The organism is Streptomyces sp. 135 (assembly GCF_020026305.1).
Taxonomy (GTDB): domain Bacteria; phylum Actinomycetota; class Actinomycetes; order Streptomycetales; family Streptomycetaceae; genus Streptomyces.
The window spans coordinates 833,151-849,675 of sequence record NZ_CP075691.1 but is presented as its reverse complement, the minus strand read 5'-3'; the positions used below and the strand labels follow the sequence as shown (position 1 = coordinate 849,675).

Sequence of the window (16,525 nt, the reverse complement as noted above, 5' to 3'; positions counted from 1 at the left end):
CCCGCCCCCGCGACCGGGCTCGATTAACGATCAGGACCCCGCCTTGGGCAGGATGGGCCCATGACCGAGATCCGCACGCCCCGCCTCCTCCTCCGCCGCTGGCACGACGACGACCTCGCGCCGATGGCGGACATCAACGCGGACCCGCGGGTGATGCACTGGGTGGACGACGGCCGGGTCCGCGACCTGGAGCAGACGGCGCGGGACATCGAGCGGTGGGAGGAGGAGTGGGACGACGAGGGCTACGGCCTCTTCGCCGTCGAACTCCTGGCCTCGGGCGAGCTGGCCGGCTTCACCGGCCTGTTCGTCCCGGAGTTCCTGCCGGAGGCGGCGGCCGACGCGGCCATCGCCTGGCGGCTCGGCGCGCAGTTCTGGGGCCAGGGGTACGCCTCCGAAGCCGCCCAGGCGACGCTGGAGTTCGCGCTCCAGGACCGTGGAATCGACCGGGTCGTCGCCATCCACCGGGCGGGCGACGACGCCTCCGAGAACATCGTGCGCAAGCTCGGCATGCACTTGGAACGCGAGACGGAGCACCCGGTGTACGGCCACCCGCTGTTCGTCCACGCCATCGACCTCACCGAGTACCAGGCGTGAGGACCGGCGCGGCGTGACCGCCTCCGCGCGCTGAAGCTACAGCTGAGGCTGAGGCTAGGGCTGGAGCAGGTGCGCGTTGGGCGCCTTCGCCGCGTCGGCGTACTCCGGCAGTTCGAGTACGGTGACGCCCGCGCCCTCCAGGAATTGGGTGCCGTGCGCCTCGGGGGCGGCAACATCGGGCTCGCGCCAGGCGGTGACCAGCCGCCGCGCCCCGGATTCGCTGATCAGCCGGGCGCAGGCGCGAGGACGCGAGTCGCGCGTCGCGCACGGCGCCAGAGAGCTGTACACCGTCGCGCCCACCAGCCGCGGATCGGCGGCGTCGATCTTGGCGAAGGCGCCTTCCTCGGCATGGTCGTCCGGGTCCCTCTCGCGGGAGTGGGCGCGGGCCAGTTCGGTGCCGTCGTCGGCGACGACGACCGCGCCCACGCTGAGCGCGGTGGCGGAGGGCGGGCACTGCGCGGCGAGCCGGCAGGCGATGGCCAGCCAGGCCCGGTCGGCGACGGTGGGCTGGTCGCCGGGGCCGGGCAGGCCGCAGGCGGTGGGGTCGTGGTCGTTCATACGGTGCTTGCCTCCTTGGTGGCGTACCGGAGGAGTACCACGAAGCCGCCGCGGTTAGCGCCGCGCGGGGGCCGGGACCGGGTCCGCGGGAGCCAGGCGGTCGGCCAGATACCGCTGGAACTGCCACAGGGGCCGCTCCAGATGCGAGAAGCGTCCGCCCGAGGGCGCGGGGTCGGTGGCCAGGCCCCGCTGCACGCCCCGCACCGCCACCAGGTCCTCGTTCTGGATCACCTCGAACTGCCGCCGGGACGCCTCGACGTACGCGCCGAAGTCCGGGTCCCGCTCGGCCCGCGCCGGGACGAGCACCGTCACGAGCGCGTCGTGCGTGGCCGGGCCCGTGGGCACCCAGCGCACGAAGGTGACGCTGTCGGGCAGCAGGGCCATCACCAGGTTCGGGAAGAAGCCCGCGACCGTCATGCCGGACAGCTGCCGCTCACCGAGGCCCGGGATCAGGGGCCCGACCCTCGGAGCGTCCCCTTCCGCCAGGCCCGGCGCGTCGAGCGCGAACGGCGTGTACATGCTGAACCAGCGCCCCTCGCTCTCGTCGACGACGGTGTCCTTGCCGGGGACGAGGGTGTCGAGGGTGGAGGCGTGCGTCCCCATGTGGTGGTAGTTCTCCGAGCCGTTCTCGAACGCGACCTTCCAGTTCGCGGGCACGCCCTCCCACCGGTCCGTGTACGCGACGACGAGGTCCGCGAGGCCGTACGGCGCGAGCCGGTCGGTCAGCTCCGCCAGCTGCGGGGCGAGCGGCGGCACGGCCGGGTCGGCGCAGACCATGAGCAGCCCGTTCCACTCCTCCAAGCGGTACTGGGGCAGTCGGCACGCCGCGCGGTCGAAGTCGACCTTGCTCATCATCGGTGCGCCGGCCAACTGCCCCGCGTACTCGCCGTTCAGCCGGTAGGTCCAGGTGTGGTACGGACACATGAGGCGCTCCAGGGACCCCTGCTCCGGGGTCGTCTCGGGCGGCAGGATGTCCATGAAGCGGTGCCTGCACACCCGGGAGAGCGCGTGCAGGCCGCCCTCCTCGTCGCGGGTGACGACCAGCGGCTCACCTGCCGCGTCGGTGCGCAGGTAGTCACCGGGCGCGGCGACCTGGGAGACGTGGCCGACGCACAGCCAGTCGCCGCGGAAGACGCGGTCGTGTTCGAGCCGGTGGAAGCTCTCGTCGGTGTAGGCGCGGGCGGGCAGGGTCTCGCCGCGTTCCAGGGGCAGCGCGGCGATGCGGGCCAGCTCGTCGAGGAGGGGCTGTAGCCCGTCGTGCCGGGGGTGAGGTCCGTCGGATACGTCGTGCAGCATGGTGCCACCGCCTTTGTCCGGGATCTGGTCTCGTCCTTCCATGCTGGGTCGCCACCGCGGGCGGCGAATCGCCGCCGGGGACGACATTCCGGTACATCCTTCGGATTACTGGTGTATCCGTACGGTTACTGGCACATCGGCTGCGCCTCGCGCGCCGGGAACCGGCGGCCGGGTGAGCACGTGTCCAGGTCCACGATCAGGTCGGCGGCGCCGAGGCCCGTTCGCTCGTGGGTGACCAGGAGCGTGGTGCGGCCCCGCGTGGCGTCGAGGATGTCGGCGAGCACGGCGGTGGCGGTGTCCGGGTCCAGCCCCTCGGTGGGTTCGTCCAGGACGAGGACGGGCGGGTCGGCGAGCAGTGCGCGGGCCAGCAGCAGACGGCTGCGCTGGCCGCCCGACATCGCGGCGCCGTCCCCGCCGAGGAGGGTCTCCCAGCGGTCGGGCAGCGACTCGACCCAGTCCAGGAGCCGCGCCCTGCGGGCCGCCTGGCGCAGGTCGTCGTCCGTGGCGCCGGGGCGGGCCAGGAGGAGGTTGGCGCGGATCGTGGCATGGAAGACGTGCGCGTCCTGGGTCATGCCGGTGATCGCGCGCCGGGCTTCGGCGCCCGTGAGACCACGCAGCTCCCGCCCGCCGACGCGGATGCTCCCGGATGCGTACGGTACGAACCGCATCAGCGCCGCGATCAGCGTCGACTTGCCCGAGCCGCTGGCGCCGAGGAGCACGACCCGGCGGCCGGGCGGCAGCCGCAGGCTCACCCCGTCCAGGGCGAGGGGGCCGTCGGGGCGGTGGCGCACCCGCAGGTCGGTGATCTCGACGCCGAGCGGCTCGTCGACGGGGAGCGGGTCGGCGGGGGGCGGTTCGGTGACCGGGGGAGGCGTGTCGAAGAGGTCGGCCAGCCTGCGCGCGGAAGCCCGTACGTCTGCCAGCCGCCGGGCGGCGGCGGGCAGCGGCCCCAGGGCCTCGAAGGAGACCAGCGCGAGCACCGCGAGGACGGTCGGATGTACGGCGGCCAGATCACCGGCCGCGTGCGCGCGGAGCGCCAGCCAGGCCACGCCGGCCGTCGCCCCGCCTTGCAGCAGCACCACCACGGCCGAGGCGAGCGAGGTGGTCAGTGCCCCCTGGCGCTCCAGGGCGGCGATCCGGGCAGCGGCGCGCCGGGCCCGCTCGTCGGCGCGGCCCCGGGCCCCGTACGCGGCGAGGTCCGCGGCTCCCTGCGTCAAGTCCACGGTGAGGGCGGCCAGTTCACCCTGTGCCGCCTTCTGGGCGCGGCCCGAACGACGGGACAGCGCCAGCACGAGGGCGGGGACGCACAGCCCCGCCACGGCCAGGAGCAGCCCGAGCAGGAAGCCCGCCTGGGGCAGCAGCGCCATGGCCGTCCCGGTGGCGGCGACGGCCACCGCGCAGGCGGCCACGGCCGGGAACAGCACCCGCAGCAGCAGATCCTGCGCGGCGTCCACGTCGTCGACCAGGCGGGTCAGCAGGTCGCCGCCCCGGAAGGCGGGCGTGCCCGCGGGGGCGAGCGGTACCAGTGCCTCGTACACCCGGATACGGAAGCCCGCGACGGCCCGCAGCACGCCGTCGTGCCCGAGGAGCCGGTCGGCGTAGCGCAGGGCTCCCCGCCCCAGGGCCAGCGCGCGTACGGCGACGATCGCGAGGCTCACGGACGCGATCGGCGGCTGCTCCGCGGCCCGGGTGATCAGCCAGGCGGCGGTGGCCATCAGCGCGGCGGCGGCAAGCTCACTCCCGGCCGAGGCGACCACGGCGGGCAACAGCCGCCGCCAGTGCGGCAGGAGGTGCCGCAGGAGGCGGAGGGTGGGGCGGGAAGGGGGCGTGGGGGTGGTGGCTTTGCTGCGGGGGGTCATGGGGCCACCGGTCTTTCTGTGTGTGGGGGCTGAGGGGTGGGTGCGGTCGGCGTCGGCCAGGTGTGGCGTACTCGGCTGACGCACGGCACCCCGCCCCGTCACGACGCCACCAGGCCGGGCCGGGGGAGGGTCAGGCTTCCCGCGCGTACCGTCACGATCCTGCCGGCATGCGGCAGCAGGCTCGTGCGGTGCGCGACCACGAGCGAGGTGCGGCCGCGCATGAGGCGGACCGTGGCGCGTGTGACGGCGGCCTCGCTCTCGGGGTCGAGGTGGGCGGTCGGTTCGTCGAGGAGAAGGACCGGCGCGTCCTTGAGGAACGCCCGGGCCAGCGCGACGCGTTGGCGCTGCCCGGCGGAGAGCCCCGCGCCGTGCTCGCCGAGCACCGTGTCGTACGCCCGCGGCAACTCCTCGACGAAGAGATCGGCCGAGGCCGCCCGCGCCGCCTCCCGCACCTCCGCGTCGCTCGCGTCGGGCCGCCCGAGGCGGATGTTGTCCGCGACGGACGCCGCGAACAGATGGGGACGCTGCGGCACCCACGCCACCTGCGTACGCCACGCGTCGAGGTCGAGGTCCGCGAGGTCGATGCCGCCCACCTCGACCCGGCCGGAGCGGGGGGCCACGAAGCCGAGGAGCAGCGCCAGCAGCGTGGACTTCCCGGCCCCGCTCGGGCCGACCAGCGCCACATGCTCACCGGGGCGGACGTCGAGGGATACCTGCCGCAGGGCGGGCGCAGCGCCCCGTGCGGTCTCGGTGACCGCGTCGAAGGCGCGCAGCGTGCGCCACCACGTCCAGGAAGTGCCGCGAGGCGCCGGCAGCGTGCCGCGCCGTGGCGGCGCATGCCGACCAGCGCGCCGAACACCGGGATCAGCGGCAGCGTCACGACGACGATCAGCGCCGAGGTCCAGTCGGTCCACGCCAGCCAGGCCACGACCGTCACCGGCACCACCGCGGTGGCCGTCATCGTGGGCAGGTAGCCGACGACGTACGGGTCAAGGGCGTCGAGGCCACGCGTGAGCAGCGTGGCCGTCTCACCGTGACGGCGGGCCGCCAGCCGCAGCGGCCCGGTGCGCCGCAACCGCCCGGTGATCCGTTCCCGCAGGGCCCGCTTGGCGTCGGCCGCGGCGCGCTGCGCTAACGCGCCGCGGACCCACGTCAGCAGTGCGCGCAGCGCCATGACGCAGCCCAGCGCGGCCAGCGGCGCGGTCCGGACGCCCCGGCCCGCGAACCCGTCCGCGAGGAGCCCGGCGAGCAGCACCGCCTGGGCGACCACGAGCCCGGCGCCGAGCAGCGCCAGTGTCGCGGAACACGTCATGTGGCGGCGCAGCGCGGGGAGTTCGCGCAGCAGGCGGCGTTCGGCCGGCTTCATGGCGGTGCCTTTCGTCGATCGGGCGGCTTCAGAAGGAGAAGCGCTCGTTGCCGCAGTACTCGTGCCGCTTCAGAAGTAGCTGGGGTGCCGGCGGCCCGTCCGCCCCCGGAAGACCCACCAGCTCCACGCCTGGTAGGCGAGGATCACCGGGATCAAAAAGACGCCGAAAGCGGAGAGGATCTTCAACGTGGCGCCGTCCGTCACCGCATGGTGGATCGTCAGCCCACCGCCGGCCGCGTCGGTCAGGACGTACGGGTAATGGCCGGCCCCCACCAGCAGCACCGGCAGCGCGGTCGCGCAGGAGGTGGCCGCGAACGCCCGGACGCCGTGTCCGCGCGAGAGGGACCACCAGGCACCGGCCAGCGCCGCCGCGAACAGGACGGCGAGTACCGCCGAGGTCACGCGGTTGTTCATCGAGGCGCCCGCGCCGAAGAGCGTGAGCAGCAGGGGGAGGCAGACCACGGCTCCGGTCGCCCGCAGCAGGAGCGCCCCCGACCGCGCTGCCCTGAGGGACACTTCGGGTCCCGAGCGCAGGGCGACGAAGGCCGCGCCGTGCGCCGCGAAGAGCAGCGCGGTGGTCAGGCCGCAGCCCAGCACGAAGGGGGTGAGCACGTCACCGGCCCCGATGTGGAAGCTGCCGTCGGCGCGGCGGGGCACGCCGTGGAGCAGCAGCCCGAGGACGAGTCCCCAGCACACGGCGGGCAGCGCGCCGCCGAAGACGATCAGGGCGGCCCACCGCCGACGGCCGCCGGCACCGCGGGCGCGGCCGCGCAGCTGGATCGCGGCGTTGCCGAGGACCAGGCCGGCGAGGATCGCCACGATCAGCGGATACATGCCGGACAGGAGGGTGCCCTCCAGGTGCGGGAAGGCGCCGAAGAGGACGCCGGTGAAGGCGACCAGCCAGACCTCGTTGCCGAGGAAGAACGGCGCGATGGCGTCGAGCGCGGCGTTCCCGCTGGTGCGCTTCTCCTCCTGGCCGTCGCGGCCGAGGAAGGGGTGGAGCATCTGCGCGCCGTAGTCATAGCCGCCGAGCACGAAGTACCCGGCGAGCAGCAGGCCGAGGAGGGCCAGCCAGAGGGTCTCCAGATTCATCTCGCTCAACTTTCCGTAGCGGCGGGGGGAGGGGGGAAGCTCACAGCGCGGGCAACGGCTGCTTCTCGTCGGCGCTGCCCTCCGGCCCCTCGGGGACGTCGTCCGGGAGCGGCTCGGTGGCGCCGAGCTGTGTGGCGTCGGGCCCGCGGAGGGCGAAGCGCGTGATGAGGGCCCAGTTCGTCACCGCCAGGGCGAGGAAGATGGCGACGAACAGGGTGCAGGACACGAGCAACGAGGCCCTGCCGACGTGGGAGAGGGCGTCCTCGACCGTCAACTCGCCGTACACGATCCAGGGTTGGCGCCCGACCTCGCGGACGACCCAGCCGCCGACGGAGGCCACGAAGGGGAACGGGACCGTCACCGCCAGGATCCAGGAGGCCCACCGCCAGCGCATCAGACGGTCCTTCCACAGGAGGAAGAGGGCGATGAAGGTGATGGTGGAGACGGTGTTGCCGATGATGGTCATGACGTCCATCGAGATCCGCACGGTGTCCTGCCAGGGCACGTAGTCGCCCGGCCCGTGCTCCTTGACCAGCTGGGCCTGTACCTCGGCGACGCCGCTGTTCTCCAGCACCGCGTCCTTCATGGGCTGGGTGCGCTCGATGACGGGCCGCTGCATCTCGCCCACGATGACGACGAAGAAGGAGGCGACGGTCGACACCCACAGCCCCAGCTTCAGCGAGGTGCGGAAGAGCTCGGTCTCCTTGGTGCCCCGCAGGAAGTGGTACGCGCTGACACCGGCGACGAAGACACCGCCCGTCGTCAGGGCGCCCAGCGTGAGATGGAGGAGGGCGACCAGGGCGCTGGAGTTCGTGAGCAGCGTCGCGAAGTCGGTCAAGTGGGCGGCGCCGTCCCGTACTTCGTAGCCGACCGGGTGCTGCATGAATCCGTTGGCGACCAGGATCCAGTACCCGGACGCGTACGCGGTCAGCGTGACCAGCCAGATGAACGCGGTGTGCACGCCTCCGCGCAGCCGCCCCCAGCCGAAGATCCACATGCCGAGGAAGGTGGACTCGGCGAAGAAGGCGATGAGGGTCTCCAGCGCCAGCGGGGCGCCGAAGACGTTGCCCGCGAACTTGCTCAGACCGCTCCAGCTGAGCCCGAACTGGAACTCCATGACGAGGCCGGTGACGATGCCGACCGCGTAGTTGATGACGTAGAGCTGTCCCCAGAAGCGGGTCGTGCGCTCCCGGAGGGCTCTCTTGACGGGATCACGGGTGAACGCGGCCCGGGTGTGCATGACCGCCACGAGGGGGACGAGCCCCATGGTGAGGATCACGAACAGCCAGTGGATGCCGGTCGTGGCCGCGAACTGGAGTCGGGCCAGATCCGCAGCGCTCATGAGGCGACCTTCCTGGGGGACGAGCGACCGTCGGGACGGCGGACGGGGCGGATGGAACGGGTGCTGAGGACGACGGTAGAGAGAATTGCTTATGCATTCCAAGACCGGTTTAGTCATGTGCAGATAACCCAGAAGGCATAAGTGAAGGTGGACCGTGGATCTTCTTCAGCTGCGCTATTTCCAGGCCGTCGCCCGCTACGAGCACATCAGCCGTGCCGCCGAGGAACTACGGGTCGCCCAGCCCTCGCTCAGCCGTGCCATCGCGCGCCTGGAGGCCGACCTCGGCTCGGCGCTGTTCGACCGGCAGGGCCGGCGCATCCGGCTCAATCAGTACGGCGTGATCTTCCTGCGCCACGTCGACCGTGCCCTGAGCGAACTGGACGACGGGCGCAGGGCGGTCCGCGAGGCCCGTGACACGGGCCTCGGCAGGGTCAGCGTCGCCTCCGAGACCCTGCTGACGGTCACCCCGCTCCTCGGCCGCTTCCGTGCCGCCCACCCCCGCGCCGACGTACGGCTCTACCAGTCGAACGCGGAGGAGATGGACCGTCGGCTGCGTGCCAGGGAGGTCGACTTCTGTGTGGCGTCGCAGCCGTTGACCGGAACGAACTTCGAGTCGGTCGAGCTGACACGGGAGGAGGTGCTGCTCGCCGTCCCGTACGGGCACTGGCTGGACGGCCGGGAGAGCGTGACCATCCCGGAGATCGCCGACGAGCCCTTCGTCTCCACCCGCGTCGGCCACTGGCAACGCGCCCTCCTGGACCGGCTGTTCGCGTCGGAAGGGCTGACTCCGCTGCTGTCCTGCGAGAGCGACGAACCGGCCGCCAGCCAGGACATGATCAGCGCGGGCCTCGGCATCGGTCTCATCCCGGCGGTGTCCCGCCAGGTCGGTACGGAGACACGCGTCCCCGTCGCCTGGGTGCATGTCGACGCGCCCGACTGCCACCGCGTCCTCACGCTCGTGTGGAACCGCGACACCCATCTGTCCGAAGCGGCCCTGAAGTTCAAGGAGTTCACCCTCGGCAGGCCGTTCGTGACGCGCCGCCTCCCCGAACCGCGCGGCGAGTCGGCACCCGACGGCCGCTCGCCCCACCGCGCCTCCTGAGCGGCCCTGGCCAGGAGCGTCGAGCAGCCGCTTCATGAACCCCGGAGCAGCGCGGTGGCCGCGAGCAGGCGTGAGCGACGCGAGCCCTGTACCGCCCCGCGATGTGGAAACCCCGAACCCGCCCTCGCCGTCGTGGATCTGCACGTGGTGATGTGCTGTGCGCGGTGCACTGTCACCTGTACGCGGTGCTGAGCTGCACTGTTGACGGGGAATCGAACCCCCGCGTTGCTCTTCACGCGCCAGGAGTGAGCCGGAAACCGCCGGCTCTCGGTTGTGCACGCCTCCACGACGGCTACCTGCTCCACATCGTGACTTCTTGCCGGACCGCTCAGTCCAGCAGGTCGACCTCCCAGTTGGCGCGTTGGATGCGCACGTCGATCTCCCGGATGTCCCGCGCGAGCGCGTCCGCCTGACCGCGAAGCTCCGCGACCGGCAGCGCGGCGAGCATCACCAGCTCGGAACGGAGCTGCCGGCCGTACCCCCGCTCGCCCGTCCCCGCGGCCGCGTCGGCCGCCGCCGTGACCACCGAATGCCGCAGCCGCAGGACGTCCCGCCGCGCGAGCGCGTCGGTGAGGGTGCCGTCCTCGCCCATGTCCGTCGCGGCGTTGGTCCGGTTGATCCGGCGGATGAGGTCCTCCAGCGAGCCGAGCACCTCGGTGACCTCGGCCAGCAACCGCGCCGCGTCCTCGGCGGGCGTCTCGCCCTCCTGATAGCGCGCGCTGCTGACGATGCGCGCCCGCAATTGCTCCACGCGACGTGTCGCGTCGGCCCGTGCCGCCAACGCCTCGGCAAGCTTCACTGTCCCACTGTCCCGTGTCTCGCTGTCCCGCTCGTCGTGATCTCGCACGAGTATACGAATGCGCTGCTGGGGCCGGTGCCGTGGGCTCGGGCGAGTTCAGCGCGCTCGGCGAGCTCAGGAGGAAGGAGGCCGTACGCCGTGCCAGGAGCGCCAGAGCGCGGCGTAGGCGCCGTCGGCTGCCACGAGTTCGTCGTGGGTGCCGAGTTCGGTGAGCCTGCCCTCTTCCATGACGGCCACCCTGTCGGCGTCGTGGGCCGTCTGGAGGCGGTGCGCTATGGCGATGACGGTCCGGCCTTCGAGGACGGCGGCCAGGGCCCGTTCCGTGTGCCGGGCGGTCCTCGGGTCCAGGAGCGCGGTGGCCTCGTCGAGTATCAGCGTGTGCGGATCGGCCAGCACCACGCGGGCCAGGGCCAGCTGCTGCGCCTGGGCGCCGTCCGGCCGGTGCCCCTCATGGCCCAGGTCGGTGTCCAGCCCGTCGGGCAGATCGTCGGCCCAGGTGGCGCCGACGGCGGCGAGCGCCTCGCGCAGTTCGGCGTCGGTGGCGCGGGCGGCGGCGATCCGCAGGTTGTCCCGGACCGTGCCGAGGAACACGTGGTGTTCCTGGGTGACGAGGACGACGTGCCGGCGCAGTCGGCCGGGCTCCAGGTCGGCGACCGGTACCCGCCCTACCGTCACCGAGCCGGTGTGAGGCCTGTCCACCCCGGCCAGCAGCCTGCCCAGGGTGGTCTTTCCCGCCCCGGAGGGGCCGACGACCGCCAGTCGCTCGCCGGGCCGGACCGTCAGGTCGACGCCGTGCAGGACGTCGCCCCCGTCGTCGTAGGCGTAGCGCGCCCCGGCCACCTCGATCCGGTCGTCGGCCGGCGTGAGCGGGGCGGCCGGTGGTACGGGCGTGGCCGGGCCGAGGCCCTCGATCCTGGCGAAGGCGGCGCCGCTGCTCTGCAGTTGCTCCATCTGCTGGAGGATGGTGTCCAGGGGCTGGGAGAGCTGCCGCAGATACAGGGCCGAGGCGACCACCGTGCCGAGGCTCACCGCGCCGTGACCGTGCAGCACGCCACCGATCAGCAGCACACCGACCACGGGAACGACGTACGAGATGTCCACGGCCGGGAAGAGCACACTGCGCAGGAACAGTGTCCGGGTCCGGGCGGCCCGGCACCTTTCGACTTCCTCCTGGCACACCGTCATGCGGTGCTCCTGTAGACCGAAGGCCTCGATCGTGCGGGCGCCCGCGGCAGTGGCCGCGAGCTGCTCCGCGAGAGCCGAGTTGGCGGCACCCTCGGCAAGGTACGCGGTGAGCGCCCGGCGCAGGTACCAGCGGGCGGCGAACCAGATGCCGAGCAGGCCGAGCACCCCGCAGGCGCCGAGCAGCGGGTCGAGTGCGAAGACCGCCCCGAGGATGAACAGCGCCTGGACCGCCGCGATGAGGACCTCGGGTCCGGCGTCCCGGAGGGTGGCGCCGACCGCGGCGACATCGGCCGTGCCGCGGGTCATCAGATCACCCGTCCCCGCCCGCTCGACCACCGCGGCGGGCAGCGCGAGCGCCCGGTCGGCGAACTGCTCGCGCATACGCGCCAGGGTCCGCTCGCCGAAGCGGTGCCCGACGTAACCGGCGTAACGGGCCAGGACGAGCTGCGCCAGCGCGCAGCCGAGCATGGCGAGCGCGAGGCGGTCCACCGTGGCCACCCCGGCCCCGCCCCTGACGTCGTCGATGATGCGGCCGAGCAGCCAGGGGCCGACGAGCCCGGCACCGGCGGCCAGCGCGTTGAGGCCGATCATGGCCGTGAACGCGCCGGCGTCCCGTCGGATCAACCGGAGCGTCGCCCGGCGTACGCGGAACGGCTCGGCGATGGGCAGGGATCGGGCCGTTGCCCGGGGGCCGGCGGTCATCGCACGGCCTCGCGGGGCGACGGGACGGGCCCTGCGTCGCCGGTGGGTCCGTGGTCCTCGTCGTCCGCGTCGCGCGACACGAGGCGGCGGTAGCCGTGCTGCCCGTCCAGGAGTTCACGATGGCTGCCGACGGCCGCGACGGAGCCGTCGACCAGGTAGTACACGACGTCCGCCTGGTCCAGCAGGAGTGGTGACGTGCTGGTGACGAGTGTGGTGCGGCCGGCCCGTGCGGTGCGCAGCCGGGCCGAGACGGCCGCCTCGGTATGCGCGTCGACCGCGGAGGTGGGCTCGACCGCCAGAAGCACCTCGGGGTCGGCCAGCAGGGCCCGGACCAGGCGGACGCGCTGCCGCTGGCCCCCGGAGAGGTTGCGGCCCCGCGCCTCGATCAGCGAGTCGAGTCCGTCCGGCAGGCCGCGGACGATGTCCTGTGCCATGGCCGCGTACACGGCACGGCCGATGGCTACCTCGTCCCGGCCCCACCCGCAGATCACGTCGCGCAGCGGTCCTGCGAACAGATCCGCTTCGTTGTCCGCCACCAGGATCCGCCGCCGCACCTGCGTCAGGTCGATCTCGTCGAGGCGTATCGCGCCCCAGGTCGCGGCCGACCCGACGAACCGGCCGAGACGGTCGACGACCGCCGCGGACTCCGCCGGCCGGGCGCTGACCAACGCGGTCAGCCTTCCGGGCGCCACCTCGACGCCGGATGCCGGATCACGGAGCGTGGACGGCGGCCCTGGCCCGTCGGAAGCCGCCTCCTTGTCGGCGGAATCGGGCTCCAGGGCCAAGAAACGTATGACTCTGCGGGCAGCGACCAGTCCGCGGCTGAGGTCGTACCCGCCCTCGATGAAGAACGAGACCGGCACCACGAGGACCGCGGCGTATCCGTAGACCGCGACCAACTCGCCCACGGATATGTCCCCTTGTGCGGCCATCCGGGCAGCCAGCCACGTCACGACCCCGAGGAACAGCGTGGGCAGGCCGACGCCCAGGGCCTGCACCCAGCTGGTCACCGAGCCGACGCGGTACCCCTCCGCCCGCAGCGCCCGCGAGCCGCGCCGGTAGCGCTCGGCGAACACATCCTTGCCGCCGACGCCGTTGAGGACGCGCAGGCCCCCGACCATGTCCTCGAACCGGGAGGCGAGCCCGCCCTGTAGCTCCCGGTACGTCGCCTCGGCGCCCTGGAGGCGCCCCAGCAGCGGACCGACGAGCACCGCGAGCAGCGGCACACCGAGCAGCACCACCACGGCGAGCAGGGGCGAAACGGTGAGCAGCAGGACGGCCACGACGATGTAGGCGAGGACCGCCCCGACACCGGGGCCGGTGATGGTCAACGTGGCGGCGATCACGGCGACATCACCGAACCCGATCGTGACGACCTCTCCGGCCGTGACACGGCGCGGCAGCGCCCCGCCCAGCCTGGTCGCCTGCCTGACCACCACCTGCACGGAACGGAAGGCGGCGTCCATCCGCACCCGGGTCATCGTGCGGTGCCGCATGACGGCCAGCCACGCGTTCAATGCCCCCACACCCGCCAACGCCGCCACCCAGCCGACGAGCACGGGCCACTCACCCGGCTCGAGGCCGTCGTCGATGGCGCGCGACAGCAGGTACGGCGGCAGCGTCAGGCAGACCATCCAGGCGCTGCCCAGCAGCGCGCCGCCGGCGATCCGGCGGCGCTGACTGGTGATCAGCCACCACAGATACCGCGCGGCACTTCTACAGTCCGGGGCCCCCGGATCCGCGTACGAACGTTCCATTCACCACACGTTAGTGATCGCCGTTGCTGCCAGCACTGCCCCGAGGCCCTCTTGCAGATCTCTGACGAAGTACTCGGGAACCTCCAGCGACGGGAAATGCCCCCCGGCGTCGGGCGCATTCCATCGGACGATCCGCCGGTACCGTTCCTGTGCCCATGGGCGCGGACACTTCTCGGTGTCGCGGGGGTACATGGTGATCGCCGACGGGACGTCGATCCGCAGTTCGGGATCGAGAGAGTTGTGGCTTTCGTAGTAGATGCGGGCCGCCGACGCGCCGGACCGCGTCAGCCAGTACAGGGTGACGTCGTCAAGGACGCGGTCTCTGGAAATCGTCTCGAACGGGCTGTCCTCGGTGTCCGACCACTCGGCGAACTTGTCGAGGATCCAGGCGAGAAGTCCGACCGGTGAGTCGACGAGCGAATAGCCGATGGTCTGCGGCCGGGTCGCCTGCTGCTTCGCGTACGCGGCGCGGTGGCGCCAGAAATGGCGGGTTTCCTCGGTCCATTCGCGCTCGACCGCCGTCAGTCCGTCCGTCGTCAGGCCGGGTGGCGCCTCCGCGAACGTCGTGTGGATGCCGAGAACGTGCGCCGGGAACCTGCCGCCGAGAACCGTGGTGATATTGCCTCCCCAGTCGCCGCCGTGGGCCGCGAACCTGGCGTAGCCGAGCCTTCCCATCAGTTCCACCCATGCGGCCGCGATCTTCTCGGTTCCCCATCCGGTGGTGGCCGGCTTGTCGCTGTAACCGAAGCCCGGCAGCGACGGGACCACGACGTGGAACGCCGGCGCGCCCGCGTCCTTCGGATCCGCCAGTTCGTCCACCACGTCGATGAACTCGGCGATGCTGCCCGGCCAGCCGTGCGTCAAGAGCAGCGCAGTGGCGTCCGCGCGCGCGGATCGGCGGTGCAGGAAGTGGATTCCCAGTCCGTCGATGACCGTGCGGAACTGGCCGATCTGGTCGAGGCGCGCCTCGAACGACCGCCAGTCGTACCCGGTGCGCCAGTAGTTCACGACATCGGCGAGATCGGCGAGCGGAACGCCCTGCTCCCATCGGCGAGGACCGGGCGCGGAGCCATGGACCGTCTCGGCCTCCGGCAGCCGTGCCGCGGCCAGTCTCGCGCGCAGATCGTCGAGGTCGGCGTCGGTCGCGCGGGCTTCAAATGCCTGTACGTCGCTGCTGGGACAGGGCATGAGACCTCCTTGGCCGTCGGGGAACCGGCCACGACCTACCGTGAACCGGCTATGACGGTTCTAGCAGTCCTCCGGGCAACTCCGCAACCGGCTAAGGTGGTTCCATGCGCGCTGGATTCCCTGACTTCCGCCTCGGCAACGTGCTGGCGACCAGCTTCACGGGCACGCTGTCGGAGCGTCATGGCGACGCCGTGGAGCGCATTCCCGCCCCGCACCGGCTCGTCGACTGGCTGACGGTGAGCGGCCTCGCCGTGGCGTCCTGCACCACTGCCCAGCTCGACCGCGCCCGGGAACTGAGGGAGTCGATCCACGCCGCCGCGACAGCGGCCGCGCTCCAGGAGGCGCTGCCCGCGTCGGCCGTCCAAGTCATCAATGACTTCAGCGCTCGGGGCCGGGCCGCGGCCGTCCTGACGCCCGAGGGCGAGCGGCGGTGGCAACTCGGCGCGGCCTCCTGCGTCGAAGACGCCCTCGGCGTGATCGCCGCCGACGCGATCAGCGTCATCGCGGGCGAGCGAGACGGGCAGCTGGCCCTGTGCGCGTCACCGACCTGCCGAGCCGCCTTCTTCGACACCAGCCGGAGCCGCACGCGCAAGTGGTGCGACATGAACACGTGCGGGAATCGTCAGAAGAAGGCGCGCTTCCATGCCAACCAGCGCAGGAACTCCGGATCGGCCGACGCCCAGGCCGCATCCTGGGCATGACGTCGCCTCCGCGCGGCTGAGAGCGCGGAGGCGACGGAAAGCGGGAGCGATGCCGCGGCCTCGGCCTCGGCCTCAGCCCCGGACGGTCTGTCAGACGCCCGCGATGCTCTGGATCCAGGAGCGGTACGCCGTCACGTTCGTGTAGGCGGTCGTGGTCTGGCGGTCGCTGGTGGAGGCGACGCCGACCTGCACGCCATTGGCCATCATCGGGCCGCCGGAGTCGCCGCCCGCGGTGATGCCGTCGCCGCGCCGGGCGCAGATGGCCTGGCCCTGGTAGGCGTCGCGGCAGCCGCCGGTCACCACGACGTTGGCGACCTTGAGGAGCCGGGACTGGCAGTTGATCTCGGAACCGCACTGGGACGTCGCTCCCCAGCCGTACACCTGCACGGTCTGGTTCACCGACACGGAGCCCGGGCTGCCGAGGCGTGCGTAGGTGCCCGCCACGGAGCGGTCGAGCTTGACCAGGGACAGGTCGGAGCCCGAGTGGTTGTAGACGCTGACGCCGTTGGCCATGGTGCCGCCGGACGTCTGGTCGAGGCTGCCGATGCGGAACGAGAGGCCGCCGCCGCTGACGCAGTGCTTCGCGGTGAGGATCCAGGTCGGGGCGATGATCGAGGCGCTACAGGTCTGCCGGCCGTTGGAGAAGAGCCGGGCCGCCCAGGGGGCGTTGCTGGCGTAACCGCCGCCGATGATCGGCTGGGGTCCGTTGGCGGACGCCACGGCGGGCGTGTCGGCGCGGACGCCTGCGGTCTGGGCCGCTGCCGTGGGGGCGAGCCCCAGAACGGCGAGTGCGGTGGCCGCGAGCGCGGGGAGGAGTCTGGATATTCGCACGTTCGTCTCCATTGTGTGGGGATGAGACGTCCTGATGAGGACGAGACCGCATAGGTATGCAGTCGGAGTGCACGCGCCAGAGGCGGGGTTGCTCGTGACGCGTCCATGCCATCGCTGGCTTGGGTGAATGTGGCAGAGGAGTCGTCAGCGGCG

At 72.3% G+C, this 16,525-nt stretch carries 15 protein-coding genes; 4 read left to right on the top strand and 11 right to left on the bottom strand.

The features are described 5' to 3' along the window. The first annotated feature begins 60 nt into the window (after nt 1–60). Nucleotides 61–594: a GNAT family N-acetyltransferase gene (locus tag KKZ08_RS03900; protein ID WP_223773099.1), complete on the top strand. Its 534-nt coding sequence runs from the start codon at nt 61–63 to the stop codon at nt 592–594. 54 nt (nt 595–648) lie between these two features. Here the strand turns inward: KKZ08_RS03900 and KKZ08_RS03895 are convergent, their stop codons facing one another. The 4 genes from KKZ08_RS03895 to KKZ08_RS03880 all read right to left on the bottom strand — a co-directional run bounded on the left by KKZ08_RS03895 (nt 649) and on the right by KKZ08_RS03880 (nt 4,990). After that, nucleotides 649–1,152, bottom strand: a complete 504-nt coding sequence (locus tag KKZ08_RS03895) for a hypothetical protein (protein ID WP_320591715.1) — start codon at nt 1,150–1,152, stop codon at nt 649–651. 54 nt (nt 1,153–1,206) lie between these two features. Continuing rightward, nucleotides 1,207–2,448: an aromatic ring-hydroxylating dioxygenase subunit alpha gene (locus KKZ08_RS03890; protein WP_223773098.1), complete on the bottom strand. Its 1,242-nt coding sequence runs from the start codon at nt 2,446–2,448 to the stop codon at nt 1,207–1,209. 125 nt (nt 2,449–2,573) lie between these two features. Continuing rightward, nucleotides 2,574–4,307 (bottom strand): thiol reductant ABC exporter subunit CydC, encoded by a 1,734-nt coding sequence (gene cydC / locus KKZ08_RS03885; protein WP_223773097.1) that lies wholly within the window; start codon nt 4,305–4,307, stop codon nt 2,574–2,576. Nucleotides 4,308–4,405: 98 nt separating this feature from the next. Next, a complete protein-coding gene (locus KKZ08_RS03880; RefSeq protein WP_263303330.1) occupies nt 4,406–4,990 on the bottom strand; it encodes an ATP-binding cassette domain-containing protein in 585 nt (194 codons plus the stop codon). Nucleotides 4,991–5,143: 153 nt separating this feature from the next. On the opposite strand from KKZ08_RS03880, the gene KKZ08_RS38580 reads away from it, so the two are divergent. After that, nucleotides 5,144–5,281, top strand: a complete 138-nt coding sequence (locus KKZ08_RS38580) for a hypothetical protein (protein WP_263303329.1) — start codon at nt 5,144–5,146, stop codon at nt 5,279–5,281. 461 nt (nt 5,282–5,742) lie between these two features. On the opposite strand, the gene cydB is transcribed toward KKZ08_RS38580, so the two are convergent. Together cydB and KKZ08_RS03865 are read right to left on the bottom strand one after the other, a co-directional pair. Next, nucleotides 5,743–6,765: a cytochrome d ubiquinol oxidase subunit II gene (cydB, locus tag KKZ08_RS03870; protein ID WP_223773095.1), complete on the bottom strand. Its 1,023-nt coding sequence runs from the start codon at nt 6,763–6,765 to the stop codon at nt 5,743–5,745. A 40-nt stretch (nt 6,766–6,805) separates the two neighbouring features. Continuing rightward, complete coding sequence (locus KKZ08_RS03865) at nt 6,806–8,107, bottom strand: cytochrome ubiquinol oxidase subunit I (RefSeq protein WP_223773094.1); 1,302 nt, start codon at nt 8,105–8,107, stop codon at nt 6,806–6,808. 154 nt (nt 8,108–8,261) lie between these two features. Between KKZ08_RS03865 and KKZ08_RS03860 the strand changes: the two genes are divergently transcribed. Then, complete coding sequence (locus tag KKZ08_RS03860) at nt 8,262–9,209, top strand: LysR substrate-binding domain-containing protein (RefSeq protein WP_223773093.1); 948 nt, start codon at nt 8,262–8,264, stop codon at nt 9,207–9,209. Between the two features lie 328 nt (nt 9,210–9,537). Here KKZ08_RS03860 and KKZ08_RS03855 read toward each other — a convergent pair whose 3' ends face one another. The 4 genes from KKZ08_RS03855 to KKZ08_RS03840 all read right to left on the bottom strand — a co-directional run bounded on the left by KKZ08_RS03855 (nt 9,538) and on the right by KKZ08_RS03840 (nt 14,840). Further along, on the bottom strand, nt 9,538–10,008 hold the full coding sequence (locus KKZ08_RS03855; protein ID WP_223773092.1) for a DIP1984 family protein: 471 nt from the start codon (nt 10,006–10,008) through the stop codon (nt 9,538–9,540). Nucleotides 10,009–10,122: 114 nt separating this feature from the next. Next, complete coding sequence (locus KKZ08_RS03850; RefSeq protein ID WP_223773091.1) at nt 10,123–11,895, bottom strand: ABC transporter ATP-binding protein; 1,773 nt, start codon at nt 11,893–11,895, stop codon at nt 10,123–10,125. Further along, a complete protein-coding gene (locus KKZ08_RS03845; RefSeq protein ID WP_223773090.1) occupies nt 11,892–13,652 on the bottom strand; it encodes an ABC transporter ATP-binding protein in 1,761 nt (586 codons plus the stop codon). The genes KKZ08_RS03850 and KKZ08_RS03845 overlap by 4 nt, the downstream gene beginning before the upstream one ends. After that, complete coding sequence (locus KKZ08_RS03840) at nt 13,653–14,840, bottom strand: epoxide hydrolase family protein (RefSeq protein ID WP_223773089.1); 1,188 nt, start codon at nt 14,838–14,840, stop codon at nt 13,653–13,655. 104 nt (nt 14,841–14,944) lie between these two features. Here KKZ08_RS03840 and KKZ08_RS03835 point away from each other — a divergent pair, with 104 nt between their 5' ends. After that, a complete protein-coding gene (locus KKZ08_RS03835) occupies nt 14,945–15,541 on the top strand; it encodes a CGNR zinc finger domain-containing protein (protein ID WP_223773088.1) in 597 nt (198 codons plus the stop codon). A gap of 90 nt (nt 15,542–15,631) precedes the next feature. On the opposite strand, the gene KKZ08_RS03830 is transcribed toward KKZ08_RS03835, so the two are convergent. Continuing rightward, a complete protein-coding gene (locus KKZ08_RS03830) occupies nt 15,632–16,372 on the bottom strand; it encodes a trypsin-like serine protease (RefSeq protein WP_223773087.1) in 741 nt (246 codons plus the stop codon). Between the last annotated feature and the right edge of the window lie 153 nt (nt 16,373–16,525).